Raw genomic sequence first — 19,119 nt, 5'->3', positions numbered from 1 at the left:
ATAAAGCAGCATCGTTTGTGGCCGAACCGTCGTCCCAGACACCTGTCGAATTTTTTCACACCGTTGCAAGGTACTGTCCATGAGTGAACGTCCCGACGAGCCAAACCAGGCTCCTGACGCTGAAAGCCTGCTCCCCATCGATGAGCACATCGAAGAAGGGCATGACGCTGAAGGCCGTAAGGTCCGGCATCGTGGCATCTATCTGCTGCCGAACCTGTTCACCACCGCGAACCTGTTCGCCGGTTTCTATTCCATCATCAGCTCCATGAGCGCCCAGGCCGCATTGAGCGCCGGCGATAGTGCAGGGGCGAGTCGTTACTTCGCCTTTGCGGCCATTGCGATCTTTGTTGCCATGGTGCTCGACGGCCTGGACGGACGTGTGGCCCGCATGACCAATACCCAGAGCGCGTTTGGCGCCGAATATGATTCGCTGTCCGACATGGTCGCCTTCGGCGTGGCTCCTGCCTTGTTGGCGTTCGGCTGGGCGCTGGGGGATATGGGCAAGGTCGGCTGGATGGTCGCCTTCATCTATGTGGCGGGCGCAGCGTTGCGCCTGGCGCGCTTCAACACGCAAGTCGGCAAGGCTGACAAACGCTACTTCATCGGCCTGGCCAGCCCGGCTGCGGCCGGTGTGGTGGCGGGTGTCGTCTGGGCATTCAGCGACTACGGCATCCAGGGTTCGAAAATGTCGTTCCTGGTGGCGTTGCTGGTCGCGGCGGCCGGGATGTTGATGGTCAGCAACATCAAGTACAACAGCTTCAAGGAGCTGGACTTGAAGGGCCGCGTGCCGTTCGTTGCGATCCTGGCGGTGGTATTGGTGTTCGCGGTGGTCTTCAGTGATCCGCCGCGTATTCTGCTGCTGGTTTTTCTCGCCTATGCCGCTTCCGGACCGGTGCAATACTTACTGCGTCTTCGCCGACGCTAAACGTTGCCTTAATGTAATTTCCCCCATACTCCGCAGTCTATGGTGCATCTGCCTCCAAATACTGCGGAGTTGTCATGCTGATCAAGATCCCCAAGACGTCCGACTGCCGTGAATCGGATGTCACGCCTGAATCCCTTTATCTTTCCCGTCGTCAAATGCTGGGCGCAACCATGGCGGGTCTCGCCGTGAGCAGCCTGCCGCGTTGGGCGGGTGCTGCCGATGCTGCGCGTTATGCCGATGTCGAGCCCGGCAAGGCCCCGTCCGGGTTGGCCAAAAAGCTGCCATCCACCCAATGGGGGGCGGTCACGGTCAAGGATGAGTCAATCACGCCGTTCAAGGACGCCACCCATTACAACAATTTCTATGAGTTCGGGACCGACAAGGGCGATCCGGCGGCGAATGCCGGATCCTTGAAAACCGAACCCTGGAGTGTGGTGGTGGACGGCGAGGTAGGCAAACCGGGGCGCTATGGGTTGGAAGACTTCATGAAGCCTTATCAATTGGAAGAGCGAATCTATCGCTTGCGCTGTGTCGAAGCCTGGTCGATGGTCATTCCGTGGATCGGCTTTCCCATTTCGGCGCTGCTCAAGCAGGTCGAGCCGACCTCCAAGGCCAAGTACATTCGCTTCGAAACCTTGCAGGATCCCAAGGTCATGCCGGGACAGCGCTCAGGTTTCGCCTTGATCGACTGGCCTTATGTGGAAGGCTTGCGATTGGATGAGGCGATGAACCCGCTGGCAATCCTGGCGGTGGGGATGTACGGACGAGAGCTGCCAAATCAGAACGGTGCACCGTTGCGGCTGGTGGTGCCGTGGAAGTACGGTTTCAAAAGCGTGAAGTCCATTGTGCGCATCAGTCTGGTGAGCGAGCAGCCGAAGACGACCTGGCAAAGCATCGCATCTGATGAGTACGGCTTTTATGCCAACGTTAATCCGACGGTCGATCACCCGCGCTGGACCCAGGCCCACGAGCGTCGTTTGCCGAGTGGGCTGTTCAGTCCCAATGTTCGCGATACGTTGATGTTCAACGGCTATCAGGATGAAGTCGCTTCTCTCTATGCAGGGATGGACTTGAGGAAGGACTACTGATGCGTTTCCCGATATGGCGAATCGGCGTTTTCGTCGCCGCAGCGATCTGGCCGTTGTTCTGGCTGTACGAGGCCTTGATGAATTCACTGGGTCCTGACCCGGGCAAGGTGCTGGTGGATCGGCTCGGGTTGGGGGCGCTGATCTTGCTGCTGATCACCTTGAGCATGACGCCGCTGCAGAAGCTGACGGGGTGGGCGGGGTGGGTCGCGGTCAGGCGTCAGTTGGGGTTGTGGTGCTTTGCTTATGCAGTGCTGCATCTGAGTGGGTATGCGGCGTTCATACTGGGGTTTGATTGGTCACAGCTGGGCGTTGAGTTGAGCAAGCGGCCTTATATCATTGTTGGTGGGCTTGGGTTTCTCGGTTTGCTGGCGCTGGCGGTTACGTCCAATCGCTACAGCCAGCGGCGACTTGGCCCGCGTTGGAAGAAGCTGCATCGCCTGGTTTATCTGATTTTGGGGCTTGGGTTGTTGCACATGCTGTGGATCGTGCGGGCGGACCTGAAAGAATGGTCGATTTACGCCTTTATAGGTGCGGTACTGTTGGTGCTCAGAATTCCTGCGATTGCGCGTCGGACTCCGCGCTTGATGGGCAGGAAAGTCCCTTCTGCAACAAAAGCGTAAATTAAGGGTTGACGGCAGATTCTGGACGTCTATAATTCGCCCCACTTCCGGCGCAGTCGAAACGGAAAACTCCTTGAGTTTCAATGAGTTATCCTTGTTTTGAAAGTGCCGGGCTTCAGTTTATCGAAGCCTGGGAAGTAGTTGATAAGGTGGTTTGTTTGGCCTTATTGACGATTCGATCTTCTCGGTCGAAAGCGGAGAAAAAGAGGTGTTGACAGCAGCGAGTAACGCTGTAGAATTCGCCTCCCGCTAACGAGAGATCGGAAGCGCAAGTGGTTGAAGTTGTTGAAAATAACCGCTTGACAGATACACAAGGCGCTGTAGAATGCGCGCCTCGGTTGAGACGAAAGGCTCAACCCACCGCTCTTTAACAACTGAATCAAGCAATTCGTGTGGGTGCTTGTGGAGTCAGACTGCTAGTCAACAGATTATCAGCATCACAAGTTACTCCGCGAGAAATCAAAGATGTAACCAACGATTGCTGAGCCAAGTTTAGGGTTTTCTCAAAACCCAAAGATGTTTGAACTGAAGAGTTTGATCATGGCTCAGATTGAACGCTGGCGGCAGGCCTAACACATGCAAGTCGAGCGGTAGAGAGAAGCTTGCTTCTCTTGAGAGCGGCGGACGGGTGAGTAATGCCTAGGAATCTGCCTGGTAGTGGGGGATAACGCTCGGAAACGGACGCTAATACCGCATACGTCCTACGGGAGAAAGCAGGGGACCTTCGGGCCTTGCGCTATCAGATGAGCCTAGGTCGGATTAGCTAGTTGGTGGGGTAATGGCTCACCAAGGCGACGATCCGTAACTGGTCTGAGAGGATGATCAGTCACACTGGAACTGAGACACGGTCCAGACTCCTACGGGAGGCAGCAGTGGGGAATATTGGACAATGGGCGAAAGCCTGATCCAGCCATGCCGCGTGTGTGAAGAAGGTCTTCGGATTGTAAAGCACTTTAAGTTGGGAGGAAGGGCAGTTACTTAATACGTGATTGTCTTGACGTTACCGACAGAATAAGCACCGGCTAACTCTGTGCCAGCAGCCGCGGTAATACAGAGGGTGCAAGCGTTAATCGGAATTACTGGGCGTAAAGCGCGCGTAGGTGGTTTGTTAAGTTGGATGTGAAATCCCCGGGCTCAACCTGGGAACTGCATTCAAAACTGACAAGCTAGAGTATGGTAGAGGGTGGTGGAATTTCCTGTGTAGCGGTGAAATGCGTAGATATAGGAAGGAACACCAGTGGCGAAGGCGACCACCTGGACTGATACTGACACTGAGGTGCGAAAGCGTGGGGAGCAAACAGGATTAGATACCCTGGTAGTCCACGCCGTAAACGATGTCAACTAGCCGTTGGGAGCCTTGAGCTCTTAGTGGCGCAGCTAACGCATTAAGTTGACCGCCTGGGGAGTACGGCCGCAAGGTTAAAACTCAAATGAATTGACGGGGGCCCGCACAAGCGGTGGAGCATGTGGTTTAATTCGAAGCAACGCGAAGAACCTTACCAGGCCTTGACATCCAATGAACTTTCCAGAGATGGATTGGTGCCTTCGGGAACATTGAGACAGGTGCTGCATGGCTGTCGTCAGCTCGTGTCGTGAGATGTTGGGTTAAGTCCCGTAACGAGCGCAACCCTTGTCCTTAGTTACCAGCACGTTATGGTGGGCACTCTAAGGAGACTGCCGGTGACAAACCGGAGGAAGGTGGGGATGACGTCAAGTCATCATGGCCCTTACGGCCTGGGCTACACACGTGCTACAATGGTCGGTACAGAGGGTTGCCAAGCCGCGAGGTGGAGCTAATCCCACAAAACCGATCGTAGTCCGGATCGCAGTCTGCAACTCGACTGCGTGAAGTCGGAATCGCTAGTAATCGCGAATCAGAATGTCGCGGTGAATACGTTCCCGGGCCTTGTACACACCGCCCGTCACACCATGGGAGTGGGTTGCACCAGAAGTAGCTAGTCTAACCTTCGGGAGGACGGTTACCACGGTGTGATTCATGACTGGGGTGAAGTCGTAACAAGGTAGCCGTAGGGGAACCTGCGGCTGGATCACCTCCTTAATCGACGACCGCAGCTGCTTCATGAGCTCCCACACGAATTGCTTGATTCATTGAAGAAGACGATAGAAGCAGCTTTAAGCTCCAAGCTGATAGCTCATAGCTAACAGTTACAAGCTCGAAATTGGGTCTGTAGCTCAGTTGGTTAGAGCGCACCCCTGATAAGGGTGAGGTCGGCAGTTCGAATCTGCCCAGACCCACCAATTTTGTTATGGGGCCATAGCTCAGCTGGGAGAGCGCCTGCCTTGCACGCAGGAGGTCAGCGGTTCGATCCCGCTTGGCTCCACCATAAACTGCTTCTGAAAGCTTAGAAATGAGCATTCCACCAAGACGGTGCCTGAATGTTGATTTCTAGTCTTTTGATTAGATCGTTCTTTAAAAATTTGGGTATGTGATAGAAAGATAGACTGGACGTTACTTTCACTGGTAACGGCTCAGGCTAAGGTAAAATTTGTGAGTTGCTCTTAAGTGAGCAAGCGTACGAATTTTCGGCGAATGTCGTCTTCACAGTATAACCAGATTGCTTGGGGTTATATGGTCAAGTGAAGAAGCGCATACGGTGGATGCCTTGGCAGTCAGAGGCGATGAAAGACGTGGTAGCCTGCGAAAAGCTTCGGGGAGTCGGCAAACAGACTTTGATCCGGAGATGTCTGAATGGGGGAACCCAGCCATCATAAGATGGTTATCTTGTACTGAATACATAGGTGCAAGAGGCGAACCAGGGGAACTGAAACATCTAAGTACCCTGAGGAAAAGAAATCAACCGAGATTCCCTTAGTAGTGGCGAGCGAACGGGGACTAGCCCTTAAGCTTCTTTGATTTTAGCGGAACGCTCTGGAAAGTGCGGCCATAGTGGGTGATAGCCCTGTACGCGAAAGGATCTTAGAAGTGAAATCGAGTAGGACGGAGCACGAGAAACTTTGTCTGAATATGGGGGGACCATCCTCCAAGGCTAAATACTACTGACTGACCGATAGTGAACTAGTACCGTGAGGGAAAGGCGAAAAGAACCCCGGAGAGGGGAGTGAAATAGATCCTGAAACCGTATGCGTACAAGCAGTGGGAGCCCACTTTGTTGGGTGACTGCGTACCTTTTGTATAATGGGTCAGCGACTTATTTTCAGTGGCGAGCTTAACCGAATAGGGGAGGCGTAGCGAAAGCGAGTCTTAATAGGGCGTCTAGTCGCTGGGAATAGACCCGAAACCGGGCGATCTATCCATGGGCAGGTTGAAGGTTGGGTAACACTAACTGGAGGACCGAACCGACTACCGTTGAAAAGTTAGCGGATGACCTGTGGATCGGAGTGAAAGGCTAATCAAGCTCGGAGATAGCTGGTTCTCCTCGAAAGCTATTTAGGTAGCGCCTCATGTATCACTGTAGGGGGTAGAGCACTGTTTCGGCTAGGGGGTCATCCCGACTTACCAAACCGATGCAAACTCCGAATACCTACAAGTGCCGAGCATGGGAGACACACGGCGGGTGCTAACGTCCGTCGTGAAAAGGGAAACAACCCAGACCGTCAGCTAAGGTCCCAAAGTTATGGTTAAGTGGGAAACGATGTGGGAAGGCTTAGACAGCTAGGAGGTTGGCTTAGAAGCAGCCACCCTTTAAAGAAAGCGTAATAGCTCACTAGTCGAGTCGGCCTGCGCGGAAGATGTAACGGGGCTCAAACCATACACCGAAGCTACGGGTATCACTTAGGTGATGCGGTAGAGGAGCGTTCTGTAAGCCTGTGAAGGTGAGTTGAGAAGCTTGCTGGAGGTATCAGAAGTGCGAATGCTGACATGAGTAACGACAATGGGTGTGAAAAACACCCACGCCGAAAGACCAAGGTTTCCTGCGCAACGTTAATCGACGCAGGGTTAGTCGGTCCCTAAGGCGAGGCTGAAAAGCGTAGTCGATGGAAAACAGGTTAATATTCCTGTACTTCTGGTTATTGCGATGGAGGGACGGAGAAGGCTAGGCCAGCTTGGCGTTGGTTGTCCAAGTTTAAGGTGGTAGGCTGAAATCTTAGGTAAATCCGGGGTTTCAAGGCCGAGAGCTGATGACGAGTTACCCTTTGGGTGACGAAGTGGTTGATGCCATGCTTCCAAGAAAAGCTTCTAAGCTTCAGGTAACCAGGAACCGTACCCCAAACCGACACAGGTGGTTGGGTAGAGAATACCAAGGCGCTTGAGAGAACTCGGGTGAAGGAACTAGGCAAAATGGCACCGTAACTTCGGGAGAAGGTGCGCCGGTGAGGGTGAAGGACTTGCTCCGTAAGCTCATGCCGGTCGAAGATACCAGGCCGCTGCGACTGTTTATTAAAAACACAGCACTCTGCAAACACGAAAGTGGACGTATAGGGTGTGACGCCTGCCCGGTGCCGGAAGGTTAATTGATGGGGTTAGCTAACGCGAAGCTCTTGATCGAAGCCCCGGTAAACGGCGGCCGTAACTATAACGGTCCTAAGGTAGCGAAATTCCTTGTCGGGTAAGTTCCGACCTGCACGAATGGCGTAACGATGGCGGCGCTGTCTCCACCCGAGACTCAGTGAAATTGAAATCGCTGTGAAGATGCAGTGTATCCGCGGCTAGACGGAAAGACCCCGTGAACCTTTACTATAGCTTTGCACTGGACTTTGAATTTGCTTGTGTAGGATAGGTGGGAGGCTTTGAAGCGTGGACGCCAGTTCGCGTGGAGCCAACCTTGAAATACCACCCTGGCAACTTTGAGGTTCTAACTCAGGTCCGTTATCCGGATCGAGGACAGTGTATGGTGGGTAGTTTGACTGGGGCGGTCTCCTCCTAAAGAGTAACGGAGGAGTACGAAGGTGCGCTCAGACCGGTCGGAAATCGGTCGTAGAGTATAAAGGCAAAAGCGCGCTTGACTGCGAGACAGACACGTCGAGCAGGTACGAAAGTAGGTCTTAGTGATCCGGTGGTTCTGTATGGAAGGGCCATCGCTCAACGGATAAAAGGTACTCCGGGGATAACAGGCTGATACCGCCCAAGAGTTCATATCGACGGCGGTGTTTGGCACCTCGATGTCGGCTCATCACATCCTGGGGCTGAAGCCGGTCCCAAGGGTATGGCTGTTCGCCATTTAAAGTGGTACGCGAGCTGGGTTTAGAACGTCGTGAGACAGTTCGGTCCCTATCTGCCGTGGACGTTTGAGATTTGAGAGGGGCTGCTCCTAGTACGAGAGGACCGGAGTGGACGAACCTCTGGTGTTCCGGTTGTCACGCCAGTGGCATTGCCGGGTAGCTATGTTCGGGAAAGATAACCGCTGAAAGCATCTAAGCGGGAAACTTGCCTCAAGATGAGATCTCACTGGGACCTTGAGTCCCCTGAAGGGCCGTCGAAGACTACGACGTTGATAGGCAGGGTGTGTAAGCGCTGTGAGGCGTTGAGCTAACCTGTACTAATTGCCCGTGAGGCTTGACCATATAACACCCAAGCAATTTGTGAACTCGAAAGAGGCCAGATTGCGGTGTGTGAAGACGACACGAACCGAAAGTTCGAAGCTGCTCACAAAGCAACACACAAACTATCGCATACCCATTTGCTGGAACGTGACCGCAAGGCACGCGCCGGCTACCGAATTTCTTGACGACCATAGAGCATTGGAACAACCTGATCCCATCCCGAACTCAGCAGTGAAACGATGCATCGCCGATGGTAGTGTGGGGTTTCCCCATGTGAGAGTAGGTCATCGTCAAGATTAAATTCCGAAACCCCTATCTGCTGATGCAGGTAGGGGTTTTTTTTTGCCCGCAATAAAAGTGTGTCGAACGCTCGTGATAAATTTGCACAGTTATTTTTGAGCCGGAGCACTAGAATAGCCCCAACTTAGCTGAGCCAGAGCTCTTTATGCCCGAACCGTCAGACGCTCATCGGTTGTCAGATCTACCCCTGAACGATCTGGTGGCGTGCCATGAATGCGACCTGTTGATGCGCAAGCCCCAACTGGCCCATGGCGAAAAAGCCGAATGCCCCCGTTGCGGCTATGAGCTTTACGCCCATCGACACAATGTGGTCGAGCGCAGCCTGGCCTTGGTCATCGCCGCCCTGTTGTTATATGTGCCGGCAAACTTTTTACCCATCATGCAACTCAATTTGCTCGGGCAGTCCTCCCAGGACACCGTCTGGAGTGGCGTGGTCGGGCTGTTCGATACTGGTATGCAAGGCGTATCGGCAGTGGTGTTCCTGTGCAGCATGGGCATTCCACTGCTCAAGTTGCTTTGTCAGCTGGCGGTGTTGCTGACCATTCACTGGAACATCGGCCGTAGTTACGGGTTATTGCTGTATCGCATTTATCACCATCTACGAGACTGGGGGATGCTCGAGGTCTACCTCATGGGCGTCCTGGTGGCCATCGTCAAGTTGGCAGACATGGCGGCCATCACCGTAGGCCTTGGCCTGGCGTGCTTCATCAGTTTGTTGCTGGTTCAGGTCTGGCTGGAGGTGGTCATGTCGCCGCACCAGATCTGGCAAGCGTTATCAGGAGAGGATGCCCATGCGGGCGATTGATGCTGGCATTCTGATCTGTACCGAATGCCATGAGTTGAACCGGCAGGATGCTGACGCCGATAAACAAACTTGTACCCGTTGCGGTGCGCTGATCCATCCCCGTCGTCCGAACAGCTTGATGCGGACCTGGGCGTTGTTGATCACGGCGGCGATTCTCTACATTCCGGCCAACATGCTGCCGATCATGACCGTTAGCTCGCTGGGCCAGGGCGCTCCGAGTACCATCATGTCCGGCGTTATCGAGTTGGTACAACACGGCATGATCCCTATTGCCGCCGTGGTGTTCATCGCCAGTATTATGGTGCCCACGTTCAAGCTGGTGGGCATCGCCCTGTTGCTGTTTTCGGTGCAGCGACATCAGCCCCTGTCTGCCCGACAACGCATCCTCATGTACCGCTTCATTGAGTTCATCGGCCGCTGGTCGATGCTGGATATTTTCGTGATCGCCATTTTGGTGGCCGTGGTGAATTTCGGACGGCTTGCCAGTGTCGAAGCCGGTCTCGGCGCGATTGCATTTGCCAGCGTAGTGATTTTGACAATGATTGCCGCAGTAACCTTCGATCCCCGACTGATTTGGGATAACACGGAGTCGGATGACGACCATGACTGATTTGCCTACCGCTAAAACCCGACCGGCTTCGAACTGGTCAGCCATCTGGGTCCTGCCGCTCATTGCCTTGATTATCGGTGGTTGGCTTGGCTGGCGGGCTTATACCGCAACCGGAATCGAGATCACTGTGCGTTTTGAGAGCGGTGAAGGTATTCAGGTCAACAAGACCGAAGTCGTCTACAAAGGCATGCCGGTCGGCAAAGTGAAGGCCCTCACGCTTGATGACGAAGGCAGCTCAAAAGGCGTGCTCGTCACCATCGAGATGAACAAGGAGGTCGAGCAATACCTCAAGACCGGAACACGTTTCTGGCTGGTCAAGCCGAGCGTGAGCCTGGCCGGGATCACCGGCCTGGAAACCCTGGTATCGGGTAACTACGTGGCGATCAACCCGGGTGAAGGGGAGCCGACCCGTAAATTCAAGGCCCTGGCCGAAGAGCCGCCGCTGTCGGACGCCAAGCCGGGTTTGCACCTGACCCTCAAGGCAGACCGACTGGGTTCGCTCAACCGCGGCAGTCCGGTGTTCTATAAACAGATTCAGGTCGGCCAAGTGAAAAGTTACTTGCTGTCCGAGGACCAGAGCAAGGTTGAGGTCAAAGTCTTCATCGAGCCGACCTATGCCAGCCTGGTACGCAAGCACACGCGTTTCTGGAACGCCAGCGGCATCAGCATCGATGCCAACCTGTCGGGCGTCAAAGTGCGTAGCGAGTCCTTGTCCAGCATCGTGGCCGGTGGCATTGCGTTTGCCACGCCGGAAAGCCGCAAAGACAGTCCTCCAACGGATCCAAGCCTGCCGTTTCGTCTCTACGAAGACTTTGACGCGGCCGCTGCGGGGATCCGGGTGAAAGTCAAACTCAGCGACTTCGAAGGGTTGCAGGCTGGTCGTACGCCGGTGATGTACAAAGGCATCCAGGTCGGCAGTCTGAAGAACCTCAAGGTCGACCCGGACCTGTCCAGCGCTACGGCTGAACTGACCTTGGACCCACTGGCTGAAGATTACCTGGTAACCGGCACGCAGTTCTGGGTCGTCAAGCCCTCGATCTCCCTGGCGGGTATCACGGGCCTGGAAGCCTTGGTCAAGGGTAATTACATTGCCATACGCCCAGGCGATAAGGGTGGTGCGCCGCAGCGGGAATTCGAAGCCAGGGCGAAGGCGCCACCGTTGGACTTGCGTTCGCCGGGGCTGCACTTGGTCTTGCTGACCGAAAACCTCGGATCGCTGGAGGTCGGCAGCCCGATTCTCTACAAGCAGGTCAAGGTCGGGTCGGTGCAGAGCTATCAGTTCTCCCGCAAGAAAAAGCAGCTGATCATCGGTGTGCACATCGAGAAAGAATACGAAGGGCTGGTCAACGGCTCGACACGGTTCTGGAACGCCAGTGGCATTACCCTCACCGGCGGTTTGACCGGCGGGATCCAGGTCAAGAGTGAATCCTTGCAAAGTCTGATGGCCGGCGGCATTTCCTTCGAGACACCGGAACCCAATGTGCCGTTGAAACGGCGCGTCCCACGGTTCCGTTTGTTCGAAGACCGTGAAGCCGCACAACAGAAGGGCGCCGTCGTGACGATCAAAGTCGATCGCGCCGACGGTTTGCGCAGCGGTACGCCGATCCGCTTCAAAGGGCTGGATGTGGGCAAGATCGAGGATGTGGATCTCAGCGGTGATCTGCAATCGGTGCTGCTCACGGCGCGGATCACCGAAGTGCCGGAGCGCATTGCCCGGGTCGGTTCGCAGTTTTGGGTGGTCAAACCCGAACTCGGGTTGATCAAGACATCCAACCTGGAGACGCTGGTGACCGGCCAGTACATCGAAGTGCAACCCTCGGCGAAAAACCTCGGGCCGCAGAAGAGTTTCGTCGCTCTGGCCAATCCGCCGGAATCCGCTGTGCCCGAAGCAGGTTTGAGCCTGGTGTTGAGCGCGGCCCGCCGTGGATCGTTGAAGACCGGCGTGCCGGTGACCTACCGCGAGATTACCGTGGGCAAGGTTACCGGTTATGAACTGGGCCAGACGGCGGACCGGGTGCTGATCCATATTCTGATCGAACCCAAATATGCGCCACTGGTGCGCAGCGGCACGCGATTCTGGAATACCAGCGGTTTTGGTTTGGACTTCGGTTTGTTCAAGGGGGCGACGGTACGAACTGAATCTTTGGAAACGCTGATCCAGGGTGGCATTGCCTTCGCAACGCCGGATGGCGAGAGAATGGGCAGCCCGGCGCGGCCGCAGCAGACCTTCCCGCTGTTCGATAAGTTTGAAGATGAGTGGCTGACCTGGGCGCCGAAGATCAGTCTCGGCAAGTAACAAGTTCGGCGTTGTCTGGATTAACGCCATCGCGAGCAAGCTCGCTCCCACATTCGATGGATGTCGTACTTGACTGCCATGAGCGACACTAACCCTGTGGGAGCGAGCTTGCTCGCGATGAGGCCATCAGTTGCACTGAAATCCTAAAAGCACTCTGCAATAAAAAAGGCCGCGATCCATTTGGATCGCGGCCTTTTCATTTCCGGCTTTTCATATCACACCGGATCCAGCTCCGGCTCATCGGCTTGTACATTCACCGTGGCTTTCACCGCATCGTGACGACGGATGTATTTCCAGTCCGCTTCGTCGATGTAGATGCCGTTCGGCCCGCTGCCACCTTCCAGGTCGATGGCGACACTGGCGCAGACTTGCGGTTTCACACTGGCCAGGATCGGCACGAAGCCCAATTGCAGACTGGTCTCCAGCAGTGCGGCCTGGTTTTTCTCGTCGATGTCCGCTGCTTCGTCGAGGTAGTACGGCAGACGCACGCGACCGGCCTGTTCGCGGTCCATCAGGTGCAGCAACAAGTACATGTTGGTCAGCGCCTTGATGGTCATCGTGGTGCCGTTGGACGCCGCACCGTCGATGTCGGTGTGGATCACGGGCTGGCCGTTGACCTTGGTGATCTCGAACGCGAGTTCGAACAGGTCCTTGAGGCCGAGCTGGTTGTGGTTCGCCGCCACCAACCGCGCCAGGTATTCCTTGGCTTCTTCGTTCTTGTTGTCCTGCTCGGCGCTCTGGCTGAGATCGAACACCGACAGCGTCTCGCCTTCTTCGTACTGTCCGGCGCTGTGGATGATCTGGTCGATGTGCTTGAGTGCTTCCTTGTTCGGCGCCAGGACGATGCGGAAGCTCTGCAGGTTGGACACCTGGCGCTTGTTGATCTCGCGGTTGAACAGCGCCAGTTGGTGTTCGAGACTGTCGTAGTCGCTGCGGATGTTGCGCAGGGTCCTGGCGATGTCGGTCACCGCTGCACGGCGTGCCTTGCCCAGGGTCAGCGCTTCGTCGGTGCGGTGGGCATAGGCGTTGATCAGCAACTGCAGGCGCCGCTCCATGTCGTCTTCGCTGTCGAACTTGGCCACGCCCTTGAGGCGCACCTGGGCATATAGCGCTTCGATCTGGCCGTCGACCCGCAACAGGCCTTGCCAGCTGTCCTGATAGTCGTTGAGCAGCGGCAGGAGGTTGTCCATGGAATCGTCGACCGGATCCATGAACGGCGTGCCGAACGGCAGGTCCGCCGGCAGCAATTGGCGACGGCGCAGGGCGTCGTCGAGGGTGCGTTGCTTGGCTTCCATGTCGGCGATCTGCCGGCCCACCAGTTGCAACTTGGCGGACAACTGCTGGACGCGCTCGGTGAAGGCGTCGCTGGAGCGTTTGAGTTCGTCCTGGGCCGCTTCCATCTGCGCCAGCTGTTCGAGCTTCTCGCCTTCTTCGGCACTCAACGTCTGGGTACGACGGAAGTCTTCCAAGGCTTTTTGCGCATCCAGGACCTGCTGGTACAGCGCCTCGGTCTGGGTCTTGCTCGCCGCACGGTCGGCCGCCACGGCTTGCTGGGTCTTGAGCTGCTTGAGTTCTTTTTCCAGGCGCTCTTTCTGGTCCCGCAGCGCGGCGCGGTCGGCCAGGGCTTGCAGGGCTGGCGGCTCGATGTGGGACAGGTCGATGGACAGGCCTGGCACTTCGAAACGCTCACCCTTGAAGCCGTCGAGGATCAACTCCATGGATTTGACCCACTCGCCGTTCTCGTCCAGCGCGATGCCGTGCTCGCCCAGCGGCAGGCTGAACAAGGCGCTGTTGAACAGGCGCATCAGTCGCTCGACGTCTTGCTGCGAGAATTCTTCCCGCAGGCGGGCGTAGCTGTTGTTGTCGGCGTGATCAAGTTGCTGCTTGACCGACTTCAGACGTTTTTCCAGATCCCGCAGACGCTCTTCCAGGTCTTCGGCGCTGAACTGCCGGGACTGGGCCAGGGCGCCGGCCAGTTCGTCGTGGGCGTCCTTGGCGGCAAGCAGTTGTTGCTCCAGGACCTTGACGTCATCCACCAGGGCGAAGCGGTTCTTGAGCACTGACAGTTCGCCGATCCAGCGCTGGATGCCGCTGATTTCCCGCTCCAGGCGCATCAGCTCCTGAGTGCCGCCGCGCTGGTCGTTCTGCAGCGAATCCTGTTCGTTGCGGTAGTGTTCGGCCTGGATGGTCAGCTCTTCCTTGCGCGCACTGGCGTAGTCCGACCAAGTGCCCAGCAACGAGTCGAGCAACGGCGAGAGGCGATGCAGTTTGCCGCGCAGGATGTCGCGTTGCTTCACGCCATTGGCCAAGGCTTCCACCAGCGGGCCGGCCGCCACCAGGGAGTTGTAGTCCTGCTCCATGCGTCGTACGTCGCGGAAGGCTTCTTCGCACGCGGCAATGTAGTCCACGCTACCGGAGCGCAGGCTGTGTTCGAACGCGTCGAGGAACAGTTGCTTGAGCTTGGCTGCGGTGATTTCGCGCATGTGCAGCAAGTTGATGAACAGTGCGCGGAAGGTCTTGAGGCTTTGCTCGCTGGTTGAGCGCAGCGGGATCAGCGTCAGGTCCAGCGGAATGGACGTATGACCGCCTACCAGCAGGCGCCGCAGTTCATCGGGCTTGAGCTCGTAGGCTTTGAGGCCTTCGCGTTCCAGGTTGGTGAACAGCTCTTTCTGACGCAGGCAGGTGTCGTCTTTCTGATAGTGGGCCAGGTCCAGTTTGCCGGCGTAGGCAAAGAACTGGTGACCGAAACCGCCGCCGGGGCCGCGACCGACCACGCCGATGACGTGTGGGCCATGGGGCAGGGCGACTTCCACCAGGATGTAGCTGGTGTCCGAGGCAAAGTAGAACCGCCGGGATTGCTCCAGGCTGTACTTGCCGAAGCTCATGTCCGACATGCGCGCCAGGATCGGGAACTGCAAGGCGTTGATCGAGGCGGATTTACCGAGGTTGTTCGCGCCGTACACCGACAGCGGTTCTTCCAGCGGGAACAGGCCGAGGCTGTAGCCGGCGGTGTTCAAAAGGGCAAAGCGGCGGATGCCGTAGCGTTCCTTGCTCATGCGTCGGTCTCCTGTTCTTCGGCAATGGCGCGGGCCAGGGCGTCTTCTTCGCTTTCACCTTCGAATTCGCTGAGGTCCAGCGGATCATCGGTTTGCAGCAGTTTCTCGTCGCTGTCTTCGTCGATCAGTACCGGCACAGGCAACGGCAGCACGCTGTGCAGGCTGGCGGCCAGGTCGCGATCCTGCTGGACCGACAGGCAGACGTCGAGGAAGCGGTGCATCGGCGGCAGGAAGCGGTACACGCCGTTTTCCTCGCTGGCAAAGCCCAGTTGGGTCATGCGGCGCATGATTTTTTCTTCCAGCTCTTCCTGGGTCTGCACTTCGGCCTGGATGAACAGGTCACGGTATTTTTCCAGCAGTGAAGGCAACTCGTCGCGGCCCAGGCTGCCACCGTCGAGCACGGCGACCGGGTCGCGGCCCTGGTCGGCCAGATGCTCGACCAGGATGAAGGTGAACAGCGCCAGGCGCTGGGCGGTCTTGTTTACCGCCGCGGCGGCCAGGTCCGGCACGAAGTAGTAGAAGCCACGGGTATCGCACACCAGTTCGAAGCCCAAGGCCTTGAACAGCGTGCGGTACTGGTCCTGGAAGTTGGACAGTTGCGCGTACAGCTCCGGGTCGCGGCGGCTGACGTGGTAGCCCTTGAACAGCTCGCGAAAGATCGGCGCCAGATGGGACAGTTCGGATAGATCAAGATGCATGGGGGATGCTCGCAGAATCCTCGGCGGCGGTGTCGCGGGCCGAGAGCAGGGCGAAGGAGCGCAGGCTGACCTGATGCTCGTGAGTGTGATAGTCGCGGCGTTCCAGACGCTCGCGCTTGAAGCGTTTTTCGCGCGACAGGCGCGAGAACCAGTACAGCAATTCGTCGGTGGCGCCGTCCGGCTCCTGCTCCAGCAGCCAGGTCATCAGGTCCGGCATCGGCAGCGCGTCTTCGCACCGCTCGACCATCTCGCGCACGGTACGCGGTGCGCGCGGCGCCTCGCCGCCCTTGTGGGTCTTGTGGGACTTGGGGAAACGCGCGGGTTTCGGTTCGAAACGGGCCAGGGCGTAGACATAGGCTTCGACCTGGCTGGCGCTGCCCAGGAAGGTGCTTTGCGGCCGGGTGAACAGCGGCATGGCGGCCTGTGGCACGGCATCGATGCCTTTGCGGCGAATGGCGGCCAGGGCCAGGGCGGCGCCACGGGTCACGGCGTTGTGGCGGCGAGCCTCTTCGCGTAACGGCAGGAGCAGTTCACGGGCATGGCGCAGAGTCAGCTGGGCACTGGTCTGCATTTCAAGGATGCGCGCGTGGGTGCGCAGCAGCATGTCGTCGTCCACCAGGTGGCCGAGGCGCTGCTGTTCGGTGAGCATGCGCAACAGCACGTTCTCGACCTTGCGCACGCCTTGCTCGAATGCACCGTCGGCGTTCACCAACTGGATCATCGGCTCAACGTATTCATCCCAGGTCGCCAATACTTCGGCATAGCGCTGACGCAGCGGGATCTGCCGGTCGCTGGTCTTGGCGCGTTCGGCCACGGCCACCAGGGCCTGTTCATCGTTGGCGAGTTTCTTGAGGACGTCTCGCACGCGCATGTCCAGCAGGCGCAGCTGGCGGGCCAGGTCGTCGCCGTCGCGCACGTCGAAGGCGTCCTGGATGTAGCCGGCCAGACGCTCGAGGTGGCGCAGGTAGGCTTCGATCTCCAGGCACAGGCCCAGGCGGTGTTCGCGGCGCAGGTAGGCGAGGAAGTCATGGATCTGGGCGTTGAGCTCGAAGCGGTTCGGGCTTTTCGCCACCGGCACGAGAATGTCCAGGCGGATCCACACGTCCAGCAGGCTGGTGATGTCCTGGGGCGTGCTGTCCAGTTGTTGGGCGGCCAGCTGTGAACGCAATTCGTTGAGGCTCAGGGTGCCCTGGTCGAAGTGCTCGCACAAAGGTTCCAGCAATGCCCAGTGTTCAGCGAGGGCGCGCAAGACGCGCTTGGGTTCGATCATCGCAATGGCCGTCGGGTTGGCAATTAAAAGCGGCGATTGTACTGCATCGGGCCGCTTGCGATTCACCCCCTGAGACGGACTGTCGTTTTGTATCGATCAACTATTGGTTTAACAGGGAAGCGATCCGCGTCGAAGGGCGGTAGAATCCCTCCCACTTTCAGTTATCCACAAGTGGCCGACCCTTGCTTATCGAGTCCCGTCGCCGCGCTTATCTGACCGCCATGCAGGTGGTCAGCTGGCTGCCGCGCACCGAATTGCCGTTTGCCGCCCCGTCGCGGCCCGAGCTGCTGGAAACGCCCGAGCCGGTAGAAAGTATGCCGGTGGTGACAGCGCCTGTGGCCCAGACCGTCGCCGAGCCGGTGGCGCCTGCTGTCGAACGGCCGAAGATCGAGGTTCCTCGCCCAAGCCTGGCCTCGACCCGCACCAATGCCAAACCGGTTGAGGCGGTGGATGACACCCCAGCCCCGGTCAAGGCACCTTACGTCGCGCCGCCGCGTTTCGCCCTTCAATTGCTGCGGGCGGGTCGCTGCCTGCTGCTGGTGGAGTTGCCCACGGGCGAACCCTTCCAGAGTCGCGATCCGGCGTACTTGCTGCTCAAGGACATGCTGCGCGCCGCCGGTCTGCCGGACAGTCCGCAAATCATAGGCGAGCCAGTGCGCTGGCCGCTGTTGTCTCGCGGAACCATGGACCAGGGGCCGGAAGCGGCACGGGATTTCGTTCAGGGCTTTGTTTCGGCACGTCTCGAAGACGAGCCCTGTGTGTGTCTGTGGCTGATCGGCCTGCCGGCGGTTAGGTTTGCCGGCGAGGCGGACGCCGAAGCGTTCAATCGCGAACTGCAGGTCGAAGGCCTGGGCTCGGCCTGGGCATTGCCCGGGTTGGAACTGTTAATGGAAACGCCACAGCGCAAGGCTGATGTCTGGCAAGCCATGCGCCGGCTGATGGCGCGCTGGAAAGAATCGAATGAGTGACGCTGTATCGTTCCGCCCGATGACCGAGGCGGACCTCGACGCTGTGCTGAAAATCGAATACGCGGCCTACAGCCATCCCTGGACCCGAGGAATCTTTCTCGACGGACTGGGCAAATATCAGATCTGGCTGATGTTCGAAGGCCAGCAACAGGTGGGCCACGGCGTGGTGCAGATCATCCTGGATGAGGCGCACCTGCTCAACATCACCGTCAAACCGGAAAACCAGGGCCGTGGCCTGGGTTTGCGCCTGCTGGAACACCTCATGTCCATCGCCTACAAGGCCCAGGCCCGGGAATGCTTCCTGGAAGTGCGTGACAGCAACCGCACGGCGTTCCGGCTGTATGAGCGCTATGGTTTCAATGAAATTGGCCGGCGCCGGGATTACTACCCGGCGGTGGGTGGGCGTGAAGACGCGGTGGTCATGGCCTGCACCCTCGTTGATTGAAACGGCTGCCGAGTCAGCAACACACTTTTATCCACAGCAGGTCCAATGTGGGAGCGAGTTTGCTCGTGAAGGCGGCGGCACCTCCAACATCGATGCAAGCTGATCCAACGCTTTCGCGAGCAAGCTCGCTCCCACAGGGGATATGCGGTATGTGAGCTGCTCTGATCAACGCTTGCCATCCAGCGGATCGATATCCGCCATTTCCGCCTCGTCCAGGCCGTCGCCTCCGCCAATATCGTTTTCATCCACGACGCTCAGGTCCCAGTCGGCCTGACCATCTTCGCCCGCCTCGTGGGCATCGCGGGCGCCGTCTTCACGAATGAGTGTTTCCGGGCTCATGTCGTCGTCGGTCGGTTGGTGGTCGTCTTTCGACGCCCCCGTCAGGCCGGCTTCACGGACGCGCTCACGCGGCATCAGGTGCTCGCGTTCGTCTTCCGGCAATTCGTCACCGATTTTCGCGCTGGGCTGGTCTTCGTCGAATTCCAGCTCATGCATCGAGCCCATGCGGTCTTCGTTGTCGTCGATGGGTTCCGGTTGCACCGCATCGAAAGGACGTCGTGAATCATTCATGGCAA

At 57.6% G+C, this 19,119-nt stretch carries 12 protein-coding genes, 2 tRNA genes and 3 rRNA genes; 13 read left to right on the top strand and 4 right to left on the bottom strand.

Annotated elements, in window-relative coordinates; translation table 11 throughout:
- The first annotated feature begins 79 nt into the window (after positions 1-79).
- From pssA to QNH97_RS23960, 11 genes are all read left to right on the top strand, one after another.
- On the top strand, positions 80-925 hold the full coding sequence (pssA, locus tag QNH97_RS24010; RefSeq protein ID WP_053125264.1) for a CDP-diacylglycerol--serine O-phosphatidyltransferase: 846 nt from the start codon (positions 80-82) through the stop codon (positions 923-925).
- 74 nt (positions 926-999) lie between these two features.
- Entirely contained in the window at positions 1,000-2,013 is a 1,014-nt protein-coding gene (gene msrP / locus QNH97_RS24005; protein ID WP_283554207.1) for a protein-methionine-sulfoxide reductase catalytic subunit MsrP, read from the top strand.
- Positions 2,013-2,633, top strand: a complete 621-nt coding sequence (gene msrQ / locus QNH97_RS24000) for a protein-methionine-sulfoxide reductase heme-binding subunit MsrQ (protein WP_283554206.1) — start codon at positions 2,013-2,015, stop codon at positions 2,631-2,633. Before msrP ends, msrQ begins: the two co-directional genes overlap by 1 nt.
- A gap of 522 nt (positions 2,634-3,155) precedes the next feature.
- Positions 3,156-4,692: ribosomal RNA gene (locus QNH97_RS23995) — 16S ribosomal RNA — on the top strand.
- A gap of 123 nt (positions 4,693-4,815) precedes the next feature.
- A tRNA-Ile gene (locus QNH97_RS23990) sits at positions 4,816-4,892 on the top strand.
- A 10-nt stretch (positions 4,893-4,902) separates the two neighbouring features.
- Positions 4,903-4,978 (top strand) — tRNA-Ala (locus QNH97_RS23985).
- Positions 4,979-5,225: 247 nt separating this feature from the next.
- Positions 5,226-8,117, top strand: a 23S ribosomal RNA gene (locus tag QNH97_RS23980).
- Positions 8,118-8,276: 159 nt separating this feature from the next.
- Positions 8,277-8,392 (top strand): 5S ribosomal RNA (gene rrf / locus QNH97_RS23975).
- The 16S, 23S and 5S rRNA genes sit together here with 2 tRNA genes alongside, the layout of an rRNA operon.
- A 149-nt stretch (positions 8,393-8,541) precedes the next feature.
- Positions 8,542-9,201 carry a paraquat-inducible protein A gene (locus QNH97_RS23970; protein WP_283554205.1) on the top strand — a complete coding sequence of 220 codons (660 nt, stop codon included), beginning with the start codon at positions 8,542-8,544 and terminating at the stop codon, positions 9,199-9,201.
- Positions 9,188-9,811, top strand: coding sequence for a paraquat-inducible protein A (locus tag QNH97_RS23965; RefSeq protein ID WP_283554204.1), 624 nt, complete (start codon positions 9,188-9,190; stop codon positions 9,809-9,811). Before QNH97_RS23970 ends, QNH97_RS23965 begins: the two co-directional genes overlap by 14 nt.
- Positions 9,804-12,107, top strand: a complete 2,304-nt coding sequence (locus tag QNH97_RS23960; RefSeq protein WP_283554203.1) for a PqiB family protein — start codon at positions 9,804-9,806, stop codon at positions 12,105-12,107. The genes QNH97_RS23965 and QNH97_RS23960 overlap by 8 nt, the downstream gene beginning before the upstream one ends.
- A 215-nt stretch (positions 12,108-12,322) precedes the next feature.
- On the opposite strand, the gene mksF is transcribed toward QNH97_RS23960, so the two are convergent.
- From mksF to mksB, 3 genes are read right to left on the bottom strand one after another with little or no spacing between them, the layout of a single operon-like run.
- Positions 12,323-15,163: an Mks condensin complex protein MksF gene (gene mksF, locus QNH97_RS23955; RefSeq protein WP_025215488.1), complete on the bottom strand. Its 2,841-nt coding sequence runs from the start codon at positions 15,161-15,163 to the stop codon at positions 12,323-12,325.
- Entirely contained in the window at positions 15,160-15,861 is a 702-nt protein-coding gene (mksE, locus tag QNH97_RS23950) for an Mks condensin complex protein MksE (protein ID WP_283554202.1), read from the bottom strand. Before mksE ends, mksF begins: the two co-directional genes overlap by 4 nt.
- Entirely contained in the window at positions 15,851-17,131 is a 1,281-nt protein-coding gene (gene mksB, locus QNH97_RS23945) for an Mks condensin complex protein MksB (protein WP_283554201.1), read from the bottom strand. The genes mksE and mksB overlap by 11 nt, the downstream gene beginning before the upstream one ends.
- A 182-nt stretch (positions 17,132-17,313) precedes the next feature.
- On the opposite strand from mksB, the gene QNH97_RS23940 reads away from it, so the two are divergent.
- Together QNH97_RS23940 and rimI are read left to right on the top strand one after the other, a co-directional pair.
- Positions 17,314-18,099 (top strand): energy transducer TonB, encoded by a 786-nt coding sequence (locus tag QNH97_RS23940; RefSeq protein ID WP_283554200.1) that lies wholly within the window; start codon positions 17,314-17,316, stop codon positions 18,097-18,099.
- Positions 18,092-18,544 carry a ribosomal protein S18-alanine N-acetyltransferase gene (gene rimI / locus QNH97_RS23935; protein ID WP_058546016.1) on the top strand — a complete coding sequence of 151 codons (453 nt, stop codon included), beginning with the start codon at positions 18,092-18,094 and terminating at the stop codon, positions 18,542-18,544. Before QNH97_RS23940 ends, rimI begins: the two co-directional genes overlap by 8 nt.
- 165 nt (positions 18,545-18,709) lie before the next feature.
- Here the strand turns inward: rimI and QNH97_RS23930 are convergent, their stop codons facing one another.
- The gene (locus tag QNH97_RS23930) at positions 18,710-19,114 is read right to left on the bottom strand and encodes a serine kinase/phosphatase (RefSeq protein ID WP_283554199.1); all 405 of its coding nucleotides are present in this window, start codon (positions 19,112-19,114) and stop codon (positions 18,710-18,712) included.
- Between the last annotated feature and the right edge of the window lie 5 nt (positions 19,115-19,119).

It is taken from the genome of Pseudomonas sp. G2-4 (genome assembly GCF_030064125.1).
GTDB lineage: Bacteria > Pseudomonadota > Gammaproteobacteria > Pseudomonadales > Pseudomonadaceae > Aquipseudomonas.
The sequence above is the reverse complement of the archived record's forward strand: the minus strand, read 5'-3'. Positions and strand labels throughout refer to the sequence as shown.

Bases quoted from the DNA above. Each gene is read 5' to 3' on its own strand.
- pssA (WP_053125264.1), top strand. From the start codon at position 80: ATGAGTGAACGTCCCGACGAGCCAAACCAGGCTCCTGACGCTGAAAGC.
- msrP (WP_283554207.1), top strand. From the start codon at position 1,000: ATGCTGATCAAGATCCCCAAGACGTCCGACTGCCGTGAATCGGATGTC.
- msrQ (WP_283554206.1), top strand. From the start codon at position 2,013: ATGCGTTTCCCGATATGGCGAATCGGCGTTTTCGTCGCCGCAGCGATC.
- QNH97_RS23970 (WP_283554205.1), top strand. From the start codon at position 8,542: ATGCCCGAACCGTCAGACGCTCATCGGTTGTCAGATCTACCCCTGAAC.
- QNH97_RS23965 (WP_283554204.1), top strand. From the start codon at position 9,188: ATGCGGGCGATTGATGCTGGCATTCTGATCTGTACCGAATGCCATGAG.
- QNH97_RS23960 (WP_283554203.1), top strand. From the start codon at position 9,804: ATGACTGATTTGCCTACCGCTAAAACCCGACCGGCTTCGAACTGGTCA.
- mksF (WP_025215488.1), bottom strand. From the start codon at position 15,163: ATGAGCAAGGAACGCTACGGCATCCGCCGCTTTGCCCTTTTGAACACC.
- mksE (WP_283554202.1), bottom strand. From the start codon at position 15,861: ATGCATCTTGATCTATCCGAACTGTCCCATCTGGCGCCGATCTTTCGC.
- mksB (WP_283554201.1), bottom strand. From the start codon at position 17,131: ATGATCGAACCCAAGCGCGTCTTGCGCGCCCTCGCTGAACACTGGGCA.
- rimI (WP_058546016.1), top strand. From the start codon at position 18,092: ATGAGTGACGCTGTATCGTTCCGCCCGATGACCGAGGCGGACCTCGAC.
- QNH97_RS23930 (WP_283554199.1), bottom strand. From the start codon at position 19,114: ATGAATGATTCACGACGTCCTTTCGATGCGGTGCAACCGGAACCCATC.